This window comes from Comamonas sp. FUJ_7, assembly GCF_057369555.1.
This window is the reverse complement of record NZ_JBXXZI010000011.1, coordinates 36,725-59,132: the sequence shown is the minus strand read 5'-3', so window position 1 is coordinate 59,132 and position 22,408 is coordinate 36,725. Positions and strand designations below refer to the sequence as shown.

At 57.2% G+C, this 22,408-nt stretch carries 16 protein-coding genes; 13 read left to right on the top strand and 3 right to left on the bottom strand.

Annotation, left to right across the window (positions count from 1 at the left end):
* Positions 1–165: 165 nt before the first annotated feature.
* Entirely contained in the window at positions 166–1,536 is a 1,371-nt protein-coding gene (locus AC2I9W_RS15325) for a ferredoxin reductase family protein (protein ID WP_486410787.1), read from the top strand.
* Between the two features lie 194 nt (positions 1,537–1,730).
* Here the strand turns inward: AC2I9W_RS15325 and AC2I9W_RS15320 are convergent, their stop codons facing one another.
* Complete coding sequence (locus AC2I9W_RS15320) at positions 1,731–2,957, bottom strand: hypothetical protein (RefSeq protein ID WP_486410786.1); 1,227 nt, start codon at positions 2,955–2,957, stop codon at positions 1,731–1,733.
* Positions 2,958–3,198: 241 nt separating this feature from the next.
* On the opposite strand from AC2I9W_RS15320, the gene AC2I9W_RS15315 reads away from it, so the two are divergent.
* The 9 genes from AC2I9W_RS15315 (at position 3,199) to AC2I9W_RS15275 (ending at position 13,846) form a co-directional block, all read left to right on the top strand.
* Positions 3,199–3,927, top strand: a complete 729-nt coding sequence (locus tag AC2I9W_RS15315) for a hypothetical protein (RefSeq protein ID WP_486410785.1) — start codon at positions 3,199–3,201, stop codon at positions 3,925–3,927.
* Positions 3,924–5,234 carry a PBSX family phage terminase large subunit gene (locus AC2I9W_RS15310; protein WP_486410784.1) on the top strand — a complete coding sequence of 437 codons (1,311 nt, stop codon included), beginning with the start codon at positions 3,924–3,926 and terminating at the stop codon, positions 5,232–5,234. The genes AC2I9W_RS15315 and AC2I9W_RS15310 overlap by 4 nt, the downstream gene beginning before the upstream one ends.
* 12 nt (positions 5,235–5,246) lie before the next feature.
* Complete coding sequence (locus tag AC2I9W_RS15305; protein WP_486410783.1) at positions 5,247–7,556, top strand: portal protein; 2,310 nt, start codon at positions 5,247–5,249, stop codon at positions 7,554–7,556.
* A gap of 223 nt (positions 7,557–7,779) precedes the next feature.
* The gene (locus AC2I9W_RS15300; protein ID WP_486410782.1) at positions 7,780–8,760 is read left to right on the top strand and encodes a hypothetical protein; all 981 of its coding nucleotides are present in this window, start codon (positions 7,780–7,782) and stop codon (positions 8,758–8,760) included.
* A 79-nt stretch (positions 8,761–8,839) separates the two neighbouring features.
* Entirely contained in the window at positions 8,840–10,129 is a 1,290-nt protein-coding gene (locus AC2I9W_RS15295; RefSeq protein ID WP_486410781.1) for a phage capsid family protein, read from the top strand.
* Between the two features lie 85 nt (positions 10,130–10,214).
* Positions 10,215–10,691 (top strand): hypothetical protein, encoded by a 477-nt coding sequence (locus AC2I9W_RS15290; RefSeq protein ID WP_486410780.1) that lies wholly within the window; start codon positions 10,215–10,217, stop codon positions 10,689–10,691.
* A 92-nt stretch (positions 10,692–10,783) separates the two neighbouring features.
* Positions 10,784–11,239, top strand: coding sequence for a hypothetical protein (locus AC2I9W_RS15285; RefSeq protein WP_486410779.1), 456 nt, complete (start codon positions 10,784–10,786; stop codon positions 11,237–11,239).
* 1 nt (position 11,240) lies between these two features.
* Positions 11,241–11,915, top strand: coding sequence for a phage adaptor protein (locus tag AC2I9W_RS15280; protein ID WP_486410778.1), 675 nt, complete (start codon positions 11,241–11,243; stop codon positions 11,913–11,915).
* Between the two features lie 8 nt (positions 11,916–11,923).
* On the top strand, positions 11,924–13,846 hold the full coding sequence (locus tag AC2I9W_RS15275) for a hypothetical protein (protein WP_486410777.1): 1,923 nt from the start codon (positions 11,924–11,926) through the stop codon (positions 13,844–13,846).
* Between the two features lie 203 nt (positions 13,847–14,049).
* Here AC2I9W_RS15275 and AC2I9W_RS15270 read toward each other — a convergent pair whose 3' ends face one another.
* Both AC2I9W_RS15270 and AC2I9W_RS15265 read right to left on the bottom strand, forming a co-directional pair.
* On the bottom strand, positions 14,050–15,414 hold the full coding sequence (locus tag AC2I9W_RS15270; protein ID WP_486410776.1) for a heavy metal sensor histidine kinase: 1,365 nt from the start codon (positions 15,412–15,414) through the stop codon (positions 14,050–14,052).
* On the bottom strand, positions 15,411–16,097 hold the full coding sequence (locus AC2I9W_RS15265; protein WP_486410775.1) for a heavy metal response regulator transcription factor: 687 nt from the start codon (positions 16,095–16,097) through the stop codon (positions 15,411–15,413). The genes AC2I9W_RS15270 and AC2I9W_RS15265 overlap by 4 nt, the downstream gene beginning before the upstream one ends.
* Before the next feature lie 262 nt (positions 16,098–16,359).
* Here AC2I9W_RS15265 and AC2I9W_RS15260 point away from each other — a divergent pair, with 262 nt between their 5' ends.
* From AC2I9W_RS15260 to AC2I9W_RS15250, 3 genes are read left to right on the top strand one after another with little or no spacing between them, the layout of a single operon-like run.
* Positions 16,360–17,697 carry a TolC family protein gene (locus tag AC2I9W_RS15260; protein ID WP_486410774.1) on the top strand — a complete coding sequence of 446 codons (1,338 nt, stop codon included), beginning with the start codon at positions 16,360–16,362 and terminating at the stop codon, positions 17,695–17,697.
* A gap of 2 nt (positions 17,698–17,699) precedes the next feature.
* On the top strand, positions 17,700–19,064 hold the full coding sequence (locus AC2I9W_RS15255) for an efflux RND transporter periplasmic adaptor subunit (protein ID WP_486410773.1): 1,365 nt from the start codon (positions 17,700–17,702) through the stop codon (positions 19,062–19,064).
* A 12-nt stretch (positions 19,065–19,076) separates the two neighbouring features.
* Positions 19,077–22,238 (top strand): efflux RND transporter permease subunit, encoded by a 3,162-nt coding sequence (locus AC2I9W_RS15250; protein WP_486410772.1) that lies wholly within the window; start codon positions 19,077–19,079, stop codon positions 22,236–22,238.
* Positions 22,239–22,408 lie beyond the last annotated feature (170 nt).

The following is a 22,408-nucleotide window of genomic DNA, read 5'->3' as shown; positions in this document are numbered from 1 at the left end:
AAACGGACCTTATCGATTGCGGACAAATGGCAGTATTGCTCTGTGAAACGGTTGGACATGGATAGAGTCTATCGAGTGCCATGTTAGCCTTACGTTGATTTGGTTAGTCTTGAATAGCCTCAAACGTCCTGAAATCGGCTGTGGTGAACGAACCAGAGCTATTGAATGCATCTGTTACTGCACTCTGGTTCTGCCGGCCGTCTAGCCAACCGGAGTACTGTCTTGCGCCGTTCCATTCTTCTTGTCCTTGCCTCTTTCTTTGTGATTTGGGCTGTAGAGGCTTTTTGGCTCTCTCCATCGCCACCAGGTGACCTGCTATGGGTGATGCGACAAGAAGGCATGCTGCTTTCTGGTATTCTGGCTTTAGGGGCCATGACGGCCATTATGGTTTTGGCCTTGCGCCCTCGCTGGGTGGAGGCACCATTGGGCGGTATGGATAAAGCCTACCGTTTGCACAAATGGCTGGGAATCATTGCCATTGCGTTGAGCTTGGCGCATTGGCTGGTCAAGCAATCCAAGCCGCTCATCACGACGGCTATTGGTAGCGCAGGCAGGCTGGCTAAGGCGCCAGTGCCCGAGTGGGTCAGCCTCCTAAAACCCTATGCCAAAACCTTGGGCGAATGGACCTTTTATGCACTGATCCTGATGCTGGTCATTACGCTTGCTCGTCGCGCAGTGCCATACAAGCGCTGGTACTGGTTTCATCGATTCATGCCCTTGGCGTATTTGATACTGGTGTTTCATGGCACTGTGCTGACTCCTCCTAGCTATTGGAGCGGAGTGGGAGGCTGGCTACTGGCGTTGACAATGACCCTCGGCGTCGTGGCCGCCGTGATGCAACTGGTGCGTGACATGCGGTCCCGCTACCCCCATGCGGGCACAGTGCTTTCAGTCACGCAGTTCGGCAACGTGCTGGAAGTGCAATGCCGTATGGATGACTCCTGGCCAGGCCATGCTGCGGGGCAATTCGCCTTTTTACGTCTGGAAGGAGAGCAAGAGGCTCACCCGTTCACGCTGTCTGATGCTGACCATCAAGACCACGTCGTACGCTTTCACATCAAGCAACTGGGCGACTGGACACGCAACCTGCCCGAGCGTCTGCACCCCGGCATCGTTGTGGAGCTGGACGGTCCTTATGGCCGCTTTGTGCCTCCTGACCACGACGATGGTGCCGTGCACGTATGGGTTGGCGCAGGCGTTGGCGCAACTCCTTTTCTTTCTTGGCTGGGCCAGGTTAACAATGATGACTATGCCCCACAGGCCTGGCTGCAATACGCCTGTCAGCATGTGGCTGACCCTCTTGCTAAAGCTCTTGAAGAGGCTGCTGAGCTTCATCCCAATGTGCATCTGAATATCTTTGCCGACGGCCATCGCTGGACGCCCAAAGAGGTACTTCAACGTTATCAGGCCGACAAGCAATTGCGGGTGTGGTTCTGTGGTCCAACTGGTATGGGCAAGCAATTGGAGCGAGCACTCAGGCAATCGTTGCCAGCTGCGTCCTGGCAACTGCACAGGGAACACTTCGAGTTTCGTTAAACAAGTCCTTGAGCGAACGGCTCTCTCGCCCAAGCAATTGGCCGCTAAGACCCAGTGCCTCAATCCAGCTGCAAAGGTCTGGGTTAGGTCATTCAGCGACAGTCGCAGATCGGCCAATAGCAGTCAGCCGAGGAAGTGGGAAGCTGCCTTCAAGATTCCAGCTAATCAACCTGCGGCTGCTGTCATATTTTTATCTACCAGTCCATGTCCGCTGCGCGATCAAAGACACCGTGCAGATATTTGACAAAATCATCCATAGCCTCCTCTGATCGCAGCGCATCTCTGTAGGTTCCATCAAGCGCATACGTGAGGATGCTAGGTAGTCCACTAAAGACATGGAGACGCATCGGAGCACGATCACCTGACCAGAGATGTTCTAGGAATGACTCGATGCCAGCGATTGCCGTCTTTTCGTCAAAAGCGATCCGGCCGGTCAGGCTGAATTTGTGGCGCTGGTCTTCAGTAAGTACGACAGGCACTGCTCCAGCACCGGAGTGAAAAGTGAAGGCCTCCCCTCGCTTACCGAATGAACCATGTGCCATGAAGTTCCGAACCTGGGCGCGAAGATCTAGCAAATTGTCGTAATGAGCTTTGGTCTGATCATCGGAAATGTCTAACGCAGCCTTGAACTTCGCCTTCCAGTCCGAATCAGCAAGTCGTGCTACCTCATCTCCTGATCGGAGTTGGCCAAGGAGGATTGCGATGTGGATGAAAACATGCTCGGTCCAGCTAAAGAAGGCCTCGATCGCTGCCTGTGCGTTCCAATCTGCCTCCTGTCGCAACACAAAGCTAGGAAAGCTTGTGCTGATAAGCGTCGTACCATCAGCCAATATAGATTTATCTACTACCTTTTCGTCCTTCCGAAGCTCGGCCTCCGCTGATAGTTGCTGAAACCGGTCGTGAAAGTATTGGTAACGATCAAAGAGACTGTCGCTTCTATTAATTACGTTCAGGTTTGGTGTGGATACAGCTTGCTCTGCTCTCCAGCGAAAGTACGGTTCTGCTGCAGAAACTGCCCTAGTAATTAAATCAGCTATCACACATGCATCTTGCTCCGCCTGAGCACTAGGTGTGCCGCTCATCCTTGCATTGGGGTCCAAGTTTGGCGCAAATATGCCAAGTCCAAATTTGCGATGCTCGACTCCATAAACTCTGCCTTGATACCGAACTGGCACAGTCCATGCAGATTTTTCACCTTGACCCATGCGGGGATAGCGGAGCAGATCGACAAAAAGAAAGTAGACCAAGTAGTAGGGAGGCAAACGCCTGCTTGCACTCGTGCGTGACGAAAGCATTAATCCGCGGCCCTCAACATCCGAGCGAGGTGAGCCGGCTGGCGGCAGATCAGCTAGTAGGCGCAGCGCGACTTCGCGGGCTCTAACAACTTCTAGAGGAAGATCAGCGGGTTCTTGCGTCGTCATTAACAATTTCAATGATTAGTCGGGGCAAAGCGAACTCGCTTGTCCTGATTTGCTAACTGCGCGGCCTTCGGGGACATGTGTGTAATTGCTACAAATCATACCTGTGCAACGAGTGACTGCTTTGCAGCTATTACACCAACGGCTGCACAGGGTCGTTATGAGACTTTGGCAGTTCACCATGCTTAGACTCTCACCCCGCTAGGGTTCGACACCACAGAGGGGCGGCGAGACCATCACTGGTATGGCATCCAGTGAGGCAGTATCCAAACCCCAAAAGAGTATCCAGTCGGCCACCGGCGCAAAGGTGGCTGGCAAAGCCGCGCCCGCAGACTGGGAGCGCATCGAGCTGGATTACCGTGCAGGCGTAAAAACGCTGCGTCAGATCGCAGATGAGAACGGCATTACGCACGGTGCTATCAACAAGAGAGCAAAGCGTGATGGATGGGAGCGTGACCTGTCCGAAAAAATCCAGCGCAAGGCGGACGCGCTGGTATCCAAAGCAGCAGTATCCAGCGAGGTATCCAAGGAAACCAGAGCTGCAGAGAGAGCCGTTGTCGATGCCAATGCCCAGGCGATTGCCGATGTGCGCCTGGCCCACCGCCGAGACATTCACCGAGCACGGCGCATTACCAATGCACTGCTGGACGAGCTGGAGCAGCAGGCCGACCCCGATACCGTAGCCCTGCTGGAGCAGCTGGGCGAAAACATGCGCAACCCGGATGACAACGGGATTGACCGGCTCAACGACCTGTACCACAAGGTCATCAGCCTGCCTGAGCGCTCCAAGACCATGAAGACCCTCTCGGAGAGTCTGCGCATGCTGGTGGACATGGAGCGCACGGCCTTCAGCATGGACGACAAGGAAAAGGATGAGCCAGCTCCTGGCACGGCTGGCTATGTGCCTCCGGCCATCCAGATCGTGCATGTGAAGGCGCCGGTGCACGAGCCTGATGAGGAAGAGCAGGAATGAAGCTCGCTCCTATCCCCTCTACAGCGCAAGGCATGCCCGGCGTGCCGGTGCTGGCCATCCCCGAGAAGTTGGCCGGCATCTGGGAGCCAAAGCGCTACAAGGTGATGCACGGCGGGCGCGGCGGCGGCAAGTCGTGGACCGTGGCCGCCGTGCTGCTGGTGATGGCCACCGCGCGCCCACTGCGCGTTCTCTGCACCCGAGAGATCCAGAAGTCAATCAAGCAGTCTGTGCACCAGTTGCTCAAGGATGTGATTGCGCGGCTGAACCTGACAGCCTTCTATGAGGTGCTGGAAACCGAGGTGCGCGGCATCAATGGCTCGCTGTTTCTGTTCTCAGGCTTGCAGAGCCACACTGTGGATTCCATCAAGTCCTTTGAGGGCTGCGACATCGTGTGGGTGGAAGAAGCCCATGGCGTGAGCAAGAAGTCGTGGGACACCTTGATTCCAACGATCCGTAAGGAGGGCAGCGAGATATGGCTGACCCTGAACCCGGACATGGAGACGGATGAAACCTACCAGCGCTTCATTGCCACGCCCAGCCCGGACACCTGGGTGGTCGAGATCAACTGGCGCGACAACCCCTGGTTTCCGCGTGTGCTCGATGAAGAACGCCGCAAGGCCAAGCGCACCATGCTGCCAGACGATTACGCCCATATCTGGGAAGGCAAGGCGCGGCGTGTGGCCGCTGGCGCCATTTATCGCCATGAAATGGAGTCCGTGTACCTGGACCACCGGGCGCGCGACGTTCCATACGACCCGACGCTGCCGGTGCATACGGTCTGGGATCTGGGCTGGAACGATGCCATGAGCATCGCCCTGGTGCAGCGCGGCCCCCAGGATGTGCGAATCATTGGCTATATCGAAGACAGCCACCGCACCCTTGATTGGTACGTGGCCAAGCTGGAGAAGCTGCCCTACCGATGGGGCACGGACTACCTGCCGCATGACGGCAAGACCAAGAACTTCCAGACCGGCAAGAGCACCGAGCAACTGCTGCGCGAGCTGGGGCGGCGCGCTGTCCGGTCACAAGAGCGGGCCACCGATGTGGGGGAAGGCATCAAGCAGGTGCGCATGCTCATGCCGCGCTGCTACTTCGATGCCACCAAGACCGCGCGACTGCTGGAGTGTCTGAAGCGCTACCAGCGGCGTATTCATGCCGTCACCCATGAGCCCATGGAGCCGCTGCACGACGAGTTCAGCCACGGCGCCGACTGCATGCGCTATGTGGCGCTGTGGGTGCCGCAGATGGCTGGCATACCGAACGCCAGCGATGACTACCAAGAACCTGATGCGCCGGACTGGCGATAGGGAGCCACCACCATGCAATACACCAAACCCCCTCAGAACGCAGACATGGGCCAAGCCCTGACAGTGCATGAATTCGCTCGCATCATTGAGGAGTGCATCGACCAGCCTCACTGGCGTGCAGCAGCCGACAAAGAGGCCGACTATGCGGATGGCAATCAGCTTGACTCGGATTTGCTCAAGCGAATGAAGGCCACGGGCGTTCCTCCCGCCAAGGAGAACGTCATTGGCCCGGCCATCGCGGCGATTTGCGGGTTTGAGGCCAAGACGCGCACCGACTGGCGTGTGACCCCGGATGGCGACCCCACGGGAAAGGATGTGGCCGACGCACTGAACTACCGACTCAATCAGGCAGAGCGCTTCTCCAAGGCAGACGCGGCCATGAGTGAGGCGTTCAAGCCCCAAGCCGCTGTAGGCCTGGGCTGGGTTGAGGTGGCACGCAATAGCAATCCGCTGGAGTACAAGACTCGGTGCCGCTACATCCACCGCAATGAAATCTTCTGGGACATGCGCGCCAGCGAGAAGGACTTGTCAGATGCACGCTGGCTGCTGCGCGAGCGCTTCATCAGCAAGGAGAGGGCGGCGCGCGCCTTTGAGGAACATGCGGAGCTGATCAATCAGGCTGAGTCTGTCAGCGGCTTGGGTGGCTATGGGGGCTATGTGACCGAGGGCGGCACATCGACGGGGCTGCTATCTGGCGCGGATGCCAGCCGGGCCTGGACCACCCGAGAGCAAGCCTGGTACCGGCGCGAATCGGACGAGGTGTGCTTGGTGGAGCTGTGGTACCGCCGCTGGGTCAATGTGCTGCTGCTCAAGATGCGCGGCGGCCGCGTCGTGGAGTTCGACAGCAGCAACACCATGCACCAAGCTGCTGTGGCCAGTGGCCAGGGCAAGCTGGAGCGCTCGACCGTGGTGCGTGTACGCCGCTCTTACTGGATGGGGCCGCACCTGCTGCATGACAGCGCCAGCCCTTACCCTCATCCTCACTTCCCCTATGTGCCGTTCTGGGGCTACCGCGAGGATATGACCCGCGCGCCTTTCGGTCTGGTGCGCGACATGATCTTCCCGCAGGACAACCTCAACAGCTCGATTGCCAAGCTGCGCTGGGGCATGGCCAGCACCCGCACGGAGCGCACCAAGGGCGCGGTGGCGATGAGCGATGATCAATTCCGGCGTCAGATTGCCCGCCCGGATGCTGATATTTTGCTGGACCCTGTGGCCATGGCTCAGCAAGGTGCGCGCTTTGAGGTCAAGCGCGACTTTCAGCTCAACAACCAGCAACTGCAGATGATGGCCGACAGCCGCGCGGCCTTGCAGCGGGTGGGATCGATCACCGCTGCGTTTCAGGGCCAGCAGGGCAGCGCGACCAGTGGGGTGCAGGAGCAGACCCAGGTGGAGCAGTCGCAAATCAGCATTGCCGACCTGATGGACAACTTCAAGGAGGGGCGCGCCATGGTGGGCGAGTTGATTCTGGCGCTGGAGATTGAGGATCTGGGCCAGGAGCGCGAAGTTATCGTCATCGAGGGCGACACCATCAACCCCGCCCGAACGGTGGTGCTCAATGAAGTCGTGCAGGATGAGAGCGGGCTGCAGTACCTGAACAACGATGTGCAGCGCACGCGCCTGAAGGTGGCGCTGTCCGATGTGCCCAGCTCGTCCAGCTTCCGCGCCCAGCAGCTCGCGGCCCTTTCCGAAGCCGTCAAGGCGCTGCCAGCTGAGATGCAGCAGGTGGTGATGCCCTTCATGCTGGACCTGATGGACCTGCCCCGCAAGGAAGAAATTATCAAGGTCATCAAGGAAGCCACTCAGCAGACCGACCCAGAGCAGTTGCGCAAGCAGATTGAGCAAGAGCTGCAGCGCGACCTCAAGGAGCGTGAGCTGGATCTGCGCGAGCGCGAGATTGCTGCCAAGGAAAAGCTGATGGCGGCCCAGCAGGTGCAGACCGGCGTACAGGCAGCCTATAGCGCGATGCAGGGCGGTGCTCAGGTGGCTCAGATGCCGATGATTGCGCCGATTGCCGATGAAATCATGAAGGGAGCGGGCTACCAGGCTCCCAACCCAGTCGGTGATGACCCCAACTTCCCCATGCCGGGCCAAGAGTCGGGGCAAGTGCCAGGGCAAACGGGGCAAGCGATGGGGCAAACACCTCTGTCAGCCGCGCCAATGGCCGATTCCGCGTGGCAAACAGGGCAAGAGTCAGGGCAAGAACTTGCCCCCGGCATGCAAGTGCACCAGAACACCAGCCCCGCCTTTCCCCCAGTTCCCCAGGATGCAGGAGCCGGTATGCAGGGGATTGAGACACCCAGCCCCGCTGACAACCTCTGAGGAAACGCCAAGACCCCACTAGGGTTCGCGGCGCGCTTCACATCGCCAGATACTTCATTCCATCAAAGCGCTAAACCGCTGAGATACAGCCCACTCGTGATGAGTCGGCCCATTCCCACCGCTGGAGAGTGTGAAGGTCAGGGCTTCGGCCCTGGCCTGATCCTCGAATCGGTGTGCCCCACCAACAGGCCCAGCCGGATAGCTGGGAACGGAGCACAGCAGAGTGAATCAAGCTCAACAACTCTTAGCAGCCGCTTTTGACGGCACTTTGGATCTGGATGCGGATGCTTCCGGGTCTTCTGTCGTTGAAGGCGCGGCACCAGCCGCCGAGGCGACCACCGCCGAATCCACCCAGACCGCTGCACCCGCAGTGGCCGCCACCGCTCAGGAAGAGCCCGAAGGCGCGCCAATCGCAAGCAAGTCGGGTGGCTACACCATCCCCTATGAAAAGCTGACAGAAGCACGCACCGCCCGCGATTCGGCCATTGCCGAGCGCGACCAGTTGCGCGCCCAGCTGGAGCAGTTGACTGCCGCACAGGCCGCCAACATGCAGCAAGCCCAGGTCGAGGCACAAACCCGCGCGGATGCCGGGCTGGCACCGACTCAGGCTGACCAGAACCTGGCAGCCGCTCAAGCCCTGGTGGCGGATGGCGTAGATGTTTCCTTGTTCGGGGACTTCTCTGAAGAAGCTCTGGCCAAGGGGATTCTCAAAGCCGTGGCTGACGGAGTTGAAGCCGCACTGGCGCCCCAGCGCGAGGCGCAAGCCCGTGCTCAGGCCCAGACGGCAGAGCAAGCGCATGTCCAAGCCATCTTGAATGCGCACAAAGACGCTTTTGAAGTCGCAGAGTCCAAAGAGTTCGCCGCCTGGAAGGCTGGCCAGCCCGGATTCATGCAGGCAGCCATTGATCGCACCCTGAATGCGGGCACCGCCCAGGATGTGATTGACCTGCTAGGCCAGTTCAAGCAGGCCTATGCAGGCGGCGCCACTTACAGCGACCCCACCGCCGCTGCAGTGGCCAAGGCCATGGCTGAGGCCAAGAGCGCGCCCCCTGTGAGTCTGTCGAGCCTGCCCGGTGCAGCGCCCGCAGGCACCACAGAAGCAGATCGCGCTGTAGCGCTGGCCAACGATCCCGCTGCCTTGTTGGAGTACATGAGCAGCTTGCCGCCAGAGCGCCAGACGCAACTGATGAACAGCGTGGTGTAAGCCGCAAGGCCCACCGCAAACCTTTTACCGGGCCAGCTCGTGATGAGCGCGCCCTTGTCCCATAGCAGGAGGACTCGATATGTCCAAGACCAATGTAGGCGCAGGCTCCCCTAACGCGCAGCACGTACAAGCTGCTGGACTGTTTGCGCAGTCCATGCAGCGCAAATCCAAGCTCAACAAGATGGTGGGCACCATGCCCAAGGGCGAAGGCTCTGCCGCGACCACCTTGCGCAACCAGACCACCACGGACATGCCCATTGTGCGAACCGTGGACCTGGGGCGCGGCAAGGGTGACGAGGTGGAGTTCCACTTCATTCAGCCCGTAGGCGCTTACCCCATCATGGGCAGCCGCATGGCTGAGGGCAAGGGCACTGGTATTTCGCTGGAAAAGGCCCGTGTGCGTGTTCAGCAGGCCCGTTTCCCCGTGGATGTGGGCGATGCCATGACCGACATTCGCTCGCCTGTGGAGTTCCGCAAGGTGGGCCGCCCCATCGCTCAGGACCTGATGGACCGCTACCAGGACCAGAGCATTCTGATGCACCTGGCCGGCGCGCGCGGCTTCCATGACAACATCGAATGGGCCATCCCCACCGAGGGCCATGCGGACTTTGAAGCCATTGCGGTCAACCCCGTGCTGGCGCCCACCAAGAACCGCCATTACGTGGCCGATGGTGATTCGATCAAGGGCTTTGCGGTCAACGCCGGTGAAATGGAAATTGCCTCCACGGACGCGATGACCATGACCATCGTGGACGCGGTTCGCACTTTGGTCGAATCGATTGCTCTGCCTCCCCCCGCGATTCGCCTGCCTGGTGACCAGGCGGCCGATGACTCCCCCTTGCGCATGCTGCTGGTGAGCCCTGCTCAGTACCACCAGTTCGCCCAGGACAAGGAATTCCGCCAGTTCCAGGCCAACGCGCTGACCCGCGCCAGCCAGGCCGAGCGCCACCCTCTGTTCATGGGCGATGTGGGCCTGTGGAACGGCATTCTGATCTGCAAGCAGCCCCGACCCGTGCGCTTTTATGCCGGCGACGTGGTGCGCTACTGCGCCGAGTACACCAGCGATGCCGAGAGCTCCTGCGTGGTGCCTGCCAGCTTTGGCAAGACCCATGCCGTGGACCGCGCGCTGCTGCTGGGTGGCCAGGCGCTGGCCCAGGCCTTCGCGGCTTCCAAGCACGGCGGCATGCCCTTCTTCTGGAAAGAGAAGGAGTTTGACCACGGTGACAAGGCCGAGCTGCTGATTGGTGCGGTGCAGGGCACTTCCAAGGTGCGCTGGGCTGTGGACCAGGGCAACAACACCAAGCATTTCACCGACCACGGCGTGATTGCTCTGGATACGGCTGTGCCCATCATCGGTGAACGCCAGTAATCCATAGGCACCGGGCGCGGCTTCAGGGCTGCGCCTGGTGCGTGTGGGTGTGTTCTCTCATTTTGATTCGATCAAGGAGCCAACCATGGCCATCGTGACTTCTACCTCCAAGCACCGCAATCAGCTCGGTGCCACCCCTTGGGGCAATCTCAATGCCCTGATGTTCACCCTTCAGACCAATGCTGCAGGCGGCGCGACCGACGCAGACTCTGCCGCGCCTCTGGCCGTGGGCGACAAGGTGCGCCTGGGCGTGCTGCCTGCTGGCTCCACGCTGGTGGACTCTCAGGCAGTGGTGTCCACGGCGCTGACTGCTGCTGTGACCGGCAATCTGGGCTTTGAGTACGTGGACGGTGTGGATGACGCCAAGGTGCCTCAGGACGCGGCTTATTTCGGCGCAGCGCTGGATCTGGCCACTGAGGCGCGCTTGCGCAATGCGACGACCAAGGCACCGGTGACGCTCCCCAAAGATGCGTTCCTGGTGCTGACCACCGCAGGCGCGGCCAATGACAAGGCCGGCCGTGTGGATGTGGTGGTGCAAGCGATTTCCACCGGCGCGCTGTAAAGAGCTTTCTTAGGCGCGCTGACCCTTGAATGCGGGCCTGTCCATCGTGGCATGGCCCGCATTTGTCCATCTACTCACACTCTCACAGCATCATGAACTTTGTACGCATTACCTATATCGGCAAAAAGCTCTACCGCGACCGCGCCACCGGCCATATCTGGACTCCTGACGAAGAAAAGCTGGTCAGCGAAGCCATTGCCAAGCCCCTGCTGAAGTTTGTGGAGTTCAAGCGCACTGCCGAGCTGGCCAAGCCTGAGTCCGCCGAGGAAGGCGCAGAGCAGGGCTCGACCACTACAGCCACTACCACCGACAAGCCTGCTGAGCTGACCGAGCAGGAAATCGCGGCGCTTGAGCAGCAAGCCCTGGACGACAAGGCCAAGGAGGTGGACGACCAGCGTGAAGCCATGCTTATCACCGTGCAGGGCATGAACAAGACCGCGCTGACCGAATATGCCAAGAAGTACGACCACGCCTTTGACTCCAAGGCCAAGGTGGATGACATGCGTATCACCGTCAACGGCCTGATTCACCAATTCGGAGTGCGCTGACATGACCCTTGAGGAACTGATTGCCTCCTTCCGTGAGGATGCCACCGACAAGGTGGAGCCCTATCTGTGGGAGGACGAGACTGTGAAGCGCTGGCTCAATGAGGCCCAAGACGAGGCCGCCGTGCGCGCCCGTCTGCTGCTCGATGACAGCACGCCTGCAGTGACCACGATTGCCGTGACTGCAGGGCAGGCCTCTTATCAGCTCCACCCCAAGGTTTATGAAATCGCCCACCTGCAGTGGCAGCCCAGTGCGGCAGCCCATCGGGCCAAGTCGGTGCAGCTGGTAACGCGCGAGTGGCTGGACCGCAAGCACCCGGACTGGCGAACCCGCATGGACTGCGATGCGCTGTATGCCATCCAGTCCGAGGGCGCGCTGCGCATGGTGCCCCCGCCCAAGGAGGCTGGCACTCTGGTGCTGGAGGCTTACCGCCTGCCCCTCAAGCCTCTGGCCAATGACCCGGACAAGCCCGAGATCCATGCGGCCAGCCATGCCTATCTGGTGTATTGGGCCTTGCACCGTGCATTCAGCCAGCCCGACAGCGATGGGTTTGACCCACAGCGCGCGGCCAGTGCCGAGGCTGCATTTACGGCCTACTTCGGGGTGCGCCCTGATGCAGACCTGCGCCGCGCTACTCGCCACGATGAACCCCAGGTCAATGCGACCTATATTTTTTAAGGTGCCGCATGTTCGGACTGACCAAACCTCAATCCAAGGCCCAGGCTGATGCGAAGCTGGCGCAACAGCAGAACCAGGCGCCGGACAGCATTCCCGGCATGTTCAAGCCCGGTGAGTTTGTGCTGCCGCCTGATACGGTGCATGCCATGGGCGGTAAGCAGGCACTTCAAGGCGTGGTCGATGCAACCCATACGCCTGTGCAGCCGTCTTTTGGCCTGAATGCTCCGAGCGCTCCCGAAGGCCCACAAGCCAAGGCTGCACCTCAGATGGGATTCAAGCCCGAGGTGTTCTTTGACAATGGCGGCGCGCCAGAGGATGAACTGGCCAAGCGGGCGCCCGTGTCGCCAAGCAATACCTTCCCTCAAGCCAGCCCCAGCGCTGGGGCCAATATTTATGCGGGAGCTGGGCTGTCGCGCGACCAGCTGGGAAGCAGTGGCAAGCTGGCCCAGGTGCCTGCAGGTATTGGCGGTAACCCCGCAGCGTCAGCACGCCCCGTGATTCAGCCTCCCACGTCCAAACCCAATTCGTTCGGGGATGCTGCAGCAGCTACCAATAACGCCGGAGTGACTCAGGTGAGCACACCTGCCCCTGAGACAGGCGGGAGCGCGCCAGCCGCGACCGTCAAACTGTCCGCCGCGCCTGCAGGCCCGACTGCCCATTATTTTGATGATGGTGCTGCTGATGTAGCCAAGCAATGGGAGGCTGGCAATGTGTCTGGGGCGCTTGGAAGCGCGGTGCGCACAGGCATAGGCACCGTGGGAATGGCTGGCGTGGAAGCCCTGGACAAGACGTTTACCCCTGCAGCCAATGCCATTGGCGGGTTTGCCCGAGGGCTATTTGCTATGGATGAGGCCCAGGCCGCGCCAGCACCAGCGAACACCGCCAAAGTGACACCAGCTGTCAGCGGCCAGGCCGCGCCTGCTGCTGGCTATACCCAGAAATCGCAAGGCGTCATGGGGCCGCCTGACCTTTCCCAGCTTTCGGTTCAGACCGGTGCACCGGGAGCAGCACAGCCAGATGCGGCAGCCAGCGCCAGCCAGTCGAGTGGTCTGCCTACCGGTGTCTATAACCACGGGCGCGGCCAGTACAGCGACCAAGCGGCAGGCATGGGTCTGCCTGCAGGCTTCACCGGGCGGCCCAATGCACAGAACATGGCAGCTGCGGCGAATCTGTTAGCGAGCACTGCAGCGCCAGCAGCAGGGCAGGCGCAGGAAGTAGGCTTGGGATTGAATGCACCGACCGTGGCTCACAGCGGTAACGACTGGGCGGCGCGCCAGCGGCTCAAGAATATGGAGACTTCGGCCAGCTCCATCATGAACACCCAGCGCTGGGGCGGAAAGAACGCACTACAGAACCCTGCCGTGCAGAACTTCATCGACGCCCAGCGCGCCGACCTGGCTGCGCAAGGCAAGGTTCCTGACCTGCAGCTCAAGACCAATGAGATCAATGCAGGCCTGCAGCGTACTGCCATGGCAGAGGCAGGGGCAGACCGCCGCTCTCAGGGGCAACTGGGCCTAGGCATGGGTCAACTGGCCTTGGGGGCCCAGCGCAACCAGCTTGATGCTCAGCGAATCAATAGCGATGAACGCCTGCGCGCTCCTCAGATTCGGGCGGCAGAGCGCCTGGGACAGATGCAGGAGGCGTATATCAATGCCAAGACTCCCCAGGAGAAGGCAGAGATTGCGGCTCAGATTCACGCCTACAACGGAAAGATGGAGGAAGACCGCTGGAAGGCAGTCGCGCTGCAAGGCGGTACCGACGCGCAAGGCAACAAGACCGAGAGCCTGCTGGGCGCGGTCAATGAGCGGACGGGGGAAATGAAGCGGATGGGAGGACAACCGCCTGCCGCCTTCGAAGTTGGCAAGATTTACACCGATCCACAAACAGGTGCCAAGCGCCGCTATACGGCTCAGGGGTGGGAGAAGGTTTAACCATCGCACCGTTTAAGGATGGCTGTTGCAGACTCCACTTCAATATGGAGCAGTTCCAATATTTCGTGGACAGCTCAACACTTCATTTGGACACCCTGTTACGGCGGCTATCGGCCAATAGCAGACATTGGCGCCCAGCGAGCTTCGAACTCTAAAGCAGTCATTCCGACCGGAGGACACAGGCTAGGAAGTTCAAAACCACGTCAATCCGCACGCGCCATAGGCAGCAATAAGCCAAAAGTCGTTGCGCCACCTTCAGATGACGCAAACACCGTTCCTCTGTGCATTGTGGCTATAGCCTTTACTATGGCCAAACCAAGCCCGTGATTTCTGTCAATATTGTGCCGCGAGGAGTCTGCTCTATAGAAACGGTCGAAAAGATGGCGTAGATGGTGCGCTTCAATATCCTCGCCCGAATTCGTCACCGACAGTTGAACCTCGATTCCGTCATTGTGTACACGGTGTTCAATCTGAATAAGTATTTGGGAACCACTCTCGGCATATCGAGTGGCATTGCTTAACAAATTTGATATTGCTCGCCTCATCAGTGGCGCATCAACATTGACCCGGGCATCTCCCTGAACCTCAATAGTTAGATTTGACTCCAAGGCAACAGCTTCATAGAACTCAACAACGTCATTAGCGACTGAAGCCAAGTTGACAACCTTTGTCTCTCTTGTACCCACTCCACGGTCAGCACGTGAGAGGAAGAGCATGTCCCCAACCATCCCTGCAACACGCCTTAGGTCCTCTAGATTGGACTCGAGAACGTCTCTCAAGTCCTCCATGGCGCGGGGCTTTCGGAGAACCACTTCAGTACTCGAGATTAATGTGGCGAGTGGCGTATTCAGCTCATGGGCCACATCTGCATTGAAGGATTCCAATTGCCGATAGGCATCCGCGAGGCGGTCAAGCAAAGCATTGAACTGCGTAACGATGGGCAAAAGCTCCTGAGGCAATCCGCCGCCATCCAACCTGCGTTCCAGGTCTTTTGCCGAAAGGCCGCTGATTTGCGAGACAAGTGACTGAATAGGACGCAGGCTACGCCGGACAAGAAAACCGCCGAAAAGGGAAAGAAAAAATGAGCCGGCAATCATCGAGACGAATAGTGTCCACGCAAGGGCGCGTAGCAACGCATCGTCTGGACGACGGTCCATAACCAGGGTGGCTGTTGCATCATGCACATGCCCCAGATTGTTCGAACTGATTTTTACGGCAAAGGTGCGTTGAAGAGAGTGTTCTTTCCCAAGCCCCGCTATTGGACTATCGAATAGCACCGAGCCGTTGTTATCCTCGATGCGAATTGAATAGTCAGCATGTCCTGCTAAGAAATCCGTCAGTACATGACTGAGTGATTTGTCGCGATGCTCAATGTTGTCGTCCACAAGGACATGAACCAGTGCCTGGTGCTTTTGGTCTAGCATTTCTCGTTGTCGAGCGGCGAGTGTGGTATCAAATACCAAATACACAGCAATGCTGACTGCACCTAAGCCCAACATCGAAAGCAAGGCCACCCAACGAGACAGTTGCCGTCCAAGGTGAGGCAATGCGCTTGCTTGTGCTGTCACGGGGCTCTACTTTCCAGCACGTAGCCCATTCCTCGAACCGTATGAATGAGTGGAGTTTCAAACGGCTGGTCCACTTTCATACGCAGACGTCGCACTGCCACTTCGACAACGTTTGTCTCGCTGTCAAAATTCATATCCCAAACTTGTGAGGCCAGCTCCGTACGAGACAGTACCTCTCCATGCCGCCTCAAAAGCAATGCCAATAAGTTAAATTCTTTAGCAGTGAGGTCCAGTCGCATTCCTGCTCGCACGGCCTTCCGGCGAATCAAGTCCACTTCGAGGTCGGCCTCCCTAAGCGAAGTAGGCTCTTGCGTTACCTGGTGCGCATTGACCCGTCGTAACAGTACCTGAATACGCGCGACCAATTCAGAAAAGGCAAACGGCTTAATCATGTAGTCGTCAGCGCCGCTTTGCAGCCCTCGCACCCGGTCTTCAACATCGGCCCTCGCGGTGAGCATTAACACCGGCATTGATTTGGTTTGCCTCAGGGCTGCAAGTACAGCAAAGCCATCAATGCCTGGCAGCATTCCATCCAGGACTATGAGGTCGTAGTCCAGCTCCACCGCAAGATGCAGCCCATCTATGCCATTGGTTGCAATGTCAACTGTATATCCCTCCTCGGTCAGACCTTTGCGAAGGTACTCGCCAAGCTTGGGTTCGTCCTCAATCAACAGCAATTTCATGGGTTCCATTTTCCTGGTTTCGCGTCAGGCTCGCAGATTACAAATTTGTCATCTTCCTGTCGGGATTGTGTTGGCTTCAGGTTTCTAAAGTCTGCGCAATCGCACATCGAAGCTACCTCCAAGGAAGCCGGTACATAGTGCTGGCATCAGCATTTGTGCGATACGCCAGTGCGAATGTTCAAATTATTCATTCAGGCCCAATGCTAACTTGCGGGTCTTTGGGGTTCATGTGCGCCTACTCAGATTTTCAGGAGAAGCACACATGGTGACCCTATCAGGCTGTTCTACAAAGAAGCGCCTACATCTCAGGCCGTATATATCCCCCCTCGCACTCTCCATCGCTTGCTCCTTTTCAGCCTATGCGGCGCCAACCAGTCCAACCATAGAAATTACAGCCGAACAAACTGCTTTGGCGGAAGCCGGTCTGGGTGGCTCTACCACCTTGGCACTAGCCTGGGAGAAGGCAAAAGCGGCGAACCCGACCTTGCAGGCTGCCCGATACGGAGCAGCTGCAACAGAAGGAGCTGTACTGCAGAGCAAAGCACGCCCGAATCCTGAACTTGCATTTAGCCAGGAAGATACGCGCTCAAACAGCCGCTCAAGCACAGTCCAAATTAATCAGGTCATCGAACTCGGTGGTAAGCGGGACGCGCGTATGCGGATAGCAGAAAGCGAAAGAGCCACTGCAAACGCCACAGTGTTCGAAACGCAGGCAGCTCTAAGGTTCCAACTAGTAAGCTACTTCAATGAACTGCTGTTAGCACAACAACGACTGTTGTTTGCTTCGAAAACCTACCAGCTTGCACAACAGGCAGCCGAGGCCGCGCAAAAGCGCGTCCAGGCAGGCAAAGTTCCACCTCTCGAAGCCAGTCGCGCGCAGGTTGCGCAAGCGAACGCCGGAATGGAACTGCAACAAGCCAAATCGTCGATTGTGGTAGCGCAGCAAAACTTGGCCTCACTTTGGGGAGGCAAAGGTTCTGATGTCGGCGAGGCGAACGGTGACTTCTCAGTCATACCCGATGCGCCGAGCGCGGACCAACTTGAAATACTCTTGGAAGAAGCCCCAGCCATGGTCGTCGCAAGACACGTTCTGGACCAGAGCCGCGCTGCATCTGACCTCGAGCGTGCGAAAAGAGTCCAAGACCCAACCGTAAGCCTTGGTGTCAAGCGCGCTCAAGAGGTTGGCCGCAACCAACTAGTTGTCGGCGTCAGCATCCCGCTGCCGATATTTGACCGCAATGCAGGCAATCAGCTTCAAGCCCTAAGAAAGATTGACCAAGCTGAACAGAAGTTGCAGGAGCAGCGCCTTCAACTTCAAACCCAGGTATTTGTAGCTCGTCAGCAATTGCTTAGTAGTAACCAGCAGCTTGGTTTGCTCAAGGACCAAGTCATTCCAACTGCGCAGTCAGCCTATGACGTATCGGTACGCGGGTTTGCCTTGGGGAAATTCAATTTTTTGGATGTTCTAGACGCACAGCGCACGCTATTTGACAGCCAACGCCAGCTGCTGGAGCAAATGATGGCTTCACACAAAGCACGCGCAGAAATCGACCGACTACTCGGAATTTCGTCTACGGGTAATCAAAACACTGGAATCTGAATATGTCCGAAAAAAGTAAATTCGATTCGTCATTAGCCGCACCAAAGCACTGGATTGCCGTTGCTGCAATTCTGGCCTGCGGCATGGTGGGGGGAGCCCTCATCTTGAAAGCACCAAATGCCTCTTCACCATCTTCCGGGACAGGTCATACCGACTCGAGCTCGCACAAGGATGGAGAACATCACGAGAGCACTGCTGAAAAGCACGATGACCACAAAGAGGCCGATGACCATGCCGACGAAGAGCACCATGACGAGAAAGCAGATAAGGCAGATAAGCCTCCATCAGTAGAGGCGAAGAAGGACGAGGACGGCCACGAAGAGTCTGAAGGACTAGTCAAACTGAGTGCGCAGCAGTCTCAAAAGGTAGGCGTGGTACTTGCGAAAGCCGGTGCAGCTTCTGTGCGGAAAGAAGTACTCTTGCCAGGCGAGATTCGTTTCGATGAAGACCGAACTGCACACGTGGTTCCTCGCGTCGCAGGCGTTGTTGCCTCGGTTCATGCGCGCCTGGGTGAATCGGTTGCGAAGGGACAACTGCTAGCGGTAATACAAAGCTCCACGGTATCCGACCAGCGCAGTGAGCTGCAAACGGCTCAAAAGCGCCTGGCACTTGCCAAGACAACGTTCCAACGCGAAAAGCAACTCTGGGAAGAAAAAATCTCTGCAGAGCAAGACTACCTTCTAGCGCGTCAAGCACTGCAGGAGGCTGAAATTGCTGTTTCCAATGCCTCACAGAAGCTGTCCGCCATCGGCGCCGGTGCTGGCTCTGCTGGAGCAGCTGGCTCAAGCCGCTATGAACTGCGTGCACCATTGGCAGGTGTCGTTGTGGAAAAGCATTTGACTGTGGGTGAATCAGTAACTGAGAGCACCGCATCCTTTACTGTGTCTGACCTGAGCGCGGTCTGGGCGGAAATGAACGTATCCGCACCGCAATTGCCATACGTACGTGTCGGTTCACCTGTTTCTGTGCGTGCCACAGCTTTTGATTCCGTTGCTGAAGGCAAGATAGCGTATGTTGGCGCCTTGATTGGAGAGCAAACTCGTACTGCACCAGCCCGTGTCGCTCTGGCCAATCCACAAGGTGTATGGAGACCAGGTCTTTTTGTGGATGTGAAGGTCCTTGCCGCGGAGTCGCAGGTGGCCATTGCTGTGGACACAAAAGCAATTCAACGACCTGACGGTAAAGAGAGTGTGGTGTTTGTACCGGCTGAAGGTGGCTACAAAGCTCAAATTGTCCAATTGGGACGCTCTGATGGCAAGACCACAGAGGTCATTTCTGGGCTTAAGGCTGGACAGGAATATGTGAAGGATGGCTCCTTCATGTTGAAGGCCGAATTGGGCAAGGCATCTGCCGAGCACGCGCATTAAGGCGGAATCAACATGTTTGAGCGCATCATTCGTTTTGCCATCGAGCAACGTTGGCTTGTCATCCTGGCCGCTGCTGCGATGGCTATTCTGGGAGTCTTCAGTTATCAAAGACTCTCCATCGACGCCGTACCGGACATCACTAACGTCCAGGTTCAAATAAATACACAGGCGCCTGGATATTCACCGCTGGAGACAGAGCAACGGATTACTTATCCCATTGAAACTGTTATGGCGGGCTTGCCACACCTTGAGCAAACCCGGTCACTGTCACGATATGGACTCTCGCAAGTCACTGTCATTTTCAAGGATGGTACAGACATCTATTTTGCACGGCAGCTTGTCAACGAGCGCATTCAAGAAGCTCGCGAGAAGCTTCCCTCTGGGATTTCACCCAGTATGGGACCAATCTCGACAGGACTAGGCGAAATCTATCTGTGGACAGTCGAGGCGGAAGATGGTGCCAAGAAGGTGGACGGTACACCCTACACACCAATGGACTTGAGAGAAATCCAAGATTGGGTTATCAAGCCACAGCTACGCAATGTGCCTGGCGTGACGGAAATCAACTCAATTGGCGGATTCTCCAAGGAGTACCTTGTTGCGCCTCGCCCTGACAAGCTCGCGTCCTATGGCGTTTCCATGGATAAGTTGGTTGCCGCACTACAGAACAACAACACGAACGTCGGTGCGGGGTATATAGAGCGCGAAGGTGAGCAGTATCTGATTCGAGCACCCGGTCAGGTAAAGGGTATCGATGACCTGAAAGAGGTCATCGTGAGCTCAGCACAAGGTCAACCAGTGCGTGTGCGTGACTTAGCCGACGTGGAGCTGGGCCGAGAGCTCCGCACTGGTGCAGCCACGGATAACGGTCGTGAAGTTGTCCTGGGCACAGTGTTCATGCTTATTGGCGAGAACAGCCGCATCGTTTCTAAGGCAGTCGACGCGCGCATGGAGTCCATTCGAAAAAGCATGCCTGAAGGTGTGAAGATTGTGACGGTCTACGACCGAACCACTCTAGTGGAAAAAGCCATTGCGACTGTAAAAAAGAACCTAGTAGAAGGCGCAGCTCTGGTCGTTGTGGTCTTGTTCTTGTTTCTCGGGAACATTCGAGCAGCATTGATTACCGCGCTCATCATTCCTTTGTCGATGCTGTTCACTTTCACGGGAATGGTGCAGTACAAAATTAGCGCCAACCTCATGAGCCTTGGTGCATTGGACTTTGGCATCATCATCGACGGAGCCGTAGTCATCGTGGAAAACTGTGTGCGGCGACTTGCACATGCTCAAGAGCAAAAGGGTCGACTACTGACACGCAGTGAGCGATTTCACGAAGTATTCGCTGCTGCAAAGGAGTCGCGCAGGCCTTTGCTTTTCGGACAGCTCATCATCATGGTCGTCTACCTGCCAATCTTTGCTCTGACAGGTGTTGAAGGAAAGATGTTCCACCCCATGGCAATGACCGTGGTACTCGCCCTTGCAGGCGCCATGATTCTTTCGATGACCTTCATTCCCGCTGCTATCGCACTGTTTATCGGTAAGAAAGTAGCAGAGAAGGAGAATCGTCTAATGGCTTTGGCGCGCAATGCATATGAGCCATTGCTGGCAAGCGTAATGCGTATGCCCTTGGTAGTGATTTCTACTGCGGTGGTTGCGGTCGCCCTAAGTCTGCTTTTGGCTTCGCGAATGGGTAGCGAATTTGCGCCCAACCTTAATGAAGGTGATTTTGCGATTCAGGCCTTGCGCGTTCCAGGTACAAGTTTGACGCAATCTGTAGACATGCAGATGCAGCTGGAGAGCACGCTAAAGGAGCAATTCCCAGAAATCGAGCGCGTATTCGCGCGCACTGGCACAGCAGAAATCGCTTCGGACCCCATGCCTCCGAACATATCCGATGGCTACATCATGCTCAAGCCACGAGAGCAATGGCCTGACCCCAAACGCAGTCGAGACGACTTGTTGGCAGCCGTTCAGGAAGTCGTTGAAGGAATACCTGGAAGTAACTATGAATTCTCTCAACCGATTCAATTGCGATTCAACGAGCTCATCTCAGGCGTTCGAAGCGATGTCGCGGTGAAGGTGTTTGGTGATGACATGCAGGTACTGGAGCGTACCGCCCAATCCATCGCAACCATGCTTCAAAAGGTTCCGGGTGCATCTGAGGTGAAAGTTGAGCAGACGACAGGTTTGCCTATGCTTACAGTGCAGGTGGACCGAGAAAAGGCTTCCCGCTACGGCCTAAACATGGGCGAGGTGCAGCAAACAATCGCTACAGCCATTGGCGGTCAAGAAGCAGGAACGGTGTTTGAAGGGGACCGACGCTTTGATATTCAAGTCCGACTGCCCGAAGCAGTTCGCTCTGACCTGAGTGCTTTGGAGCGCTTGCCTATAGCCTTGCCTCAACAAGGCGGGGTTAGACAAGGATTTGTTCCTTTGTCTGCAGTCGCAACTTTCGACCTTTCTCCTGGTCCTAACCAGGTCAGCCGCGAAGACGGAAAGCGTCGCATTGTTGTCAGTGCCAATGTACGAGGCCGAGATATTGGTTCATTTGTAGAACAAGCTCAAGGTGACTTGGACACTATTCAAATGCCTAGCGGCTACTGGACTCGCTGGGGGGGCACTTTTGAGAACATGCAATCAGCGCAGAAGCGCTTGCAAATAGTGGTGCCTGTTGCCTTGCTGCTGGTGTTCACTTTGCTCTTTGCCATGTTCGGTAATGCACGCGATGGACTTGTCGTGTTCACGGGCATTCCGTTTGCACTAACAGGTGGCATCCTTGCTCTTTGGCTGCGAGACATTCCTCTATCAATATCTGCGGCTATCGGATTTATCGCACTGTCAGGCGTTGCTGTGCTCAATGGACTGGTGATGATTTCATCTATACGGGCACTGCGTGAAACCGGAATGGCAGTGCCTGATGCGGTGCATACCGGCGCACTCTCACGTTTGCGGCCTGTGCTGATGACTGCATTGGTTGCATCCCTAGGGTTCGTGCCCATGGCCATTGCAACCGGCACAGGCGCGGAGGTCCAACGTCCTCTTGCGACTGTGGTGATTGGAGGAATTCTTTCGTCCACCATATTGACGCTGCTTGTATTGCCGCTGCTCTACCGCCTCGTCCATCGACATGACCCCTCAGAGGATGAGCTACCTCAATCAAATGTTCAGACTGCTTAATTGCAATTGACGCTAAGCCATGACTTCCTAGTCATGGCTTTTTCATATGAGTCGCGCTTGAAGGCCCGCCCCATTGCAGTAATGTCATCTTCCAGTGTGCATTTCGTCAGCGTGAATTTTCAACAATAGAACCATCTCGACAGCAACCGCAATCGAGTTGATTTCAATCT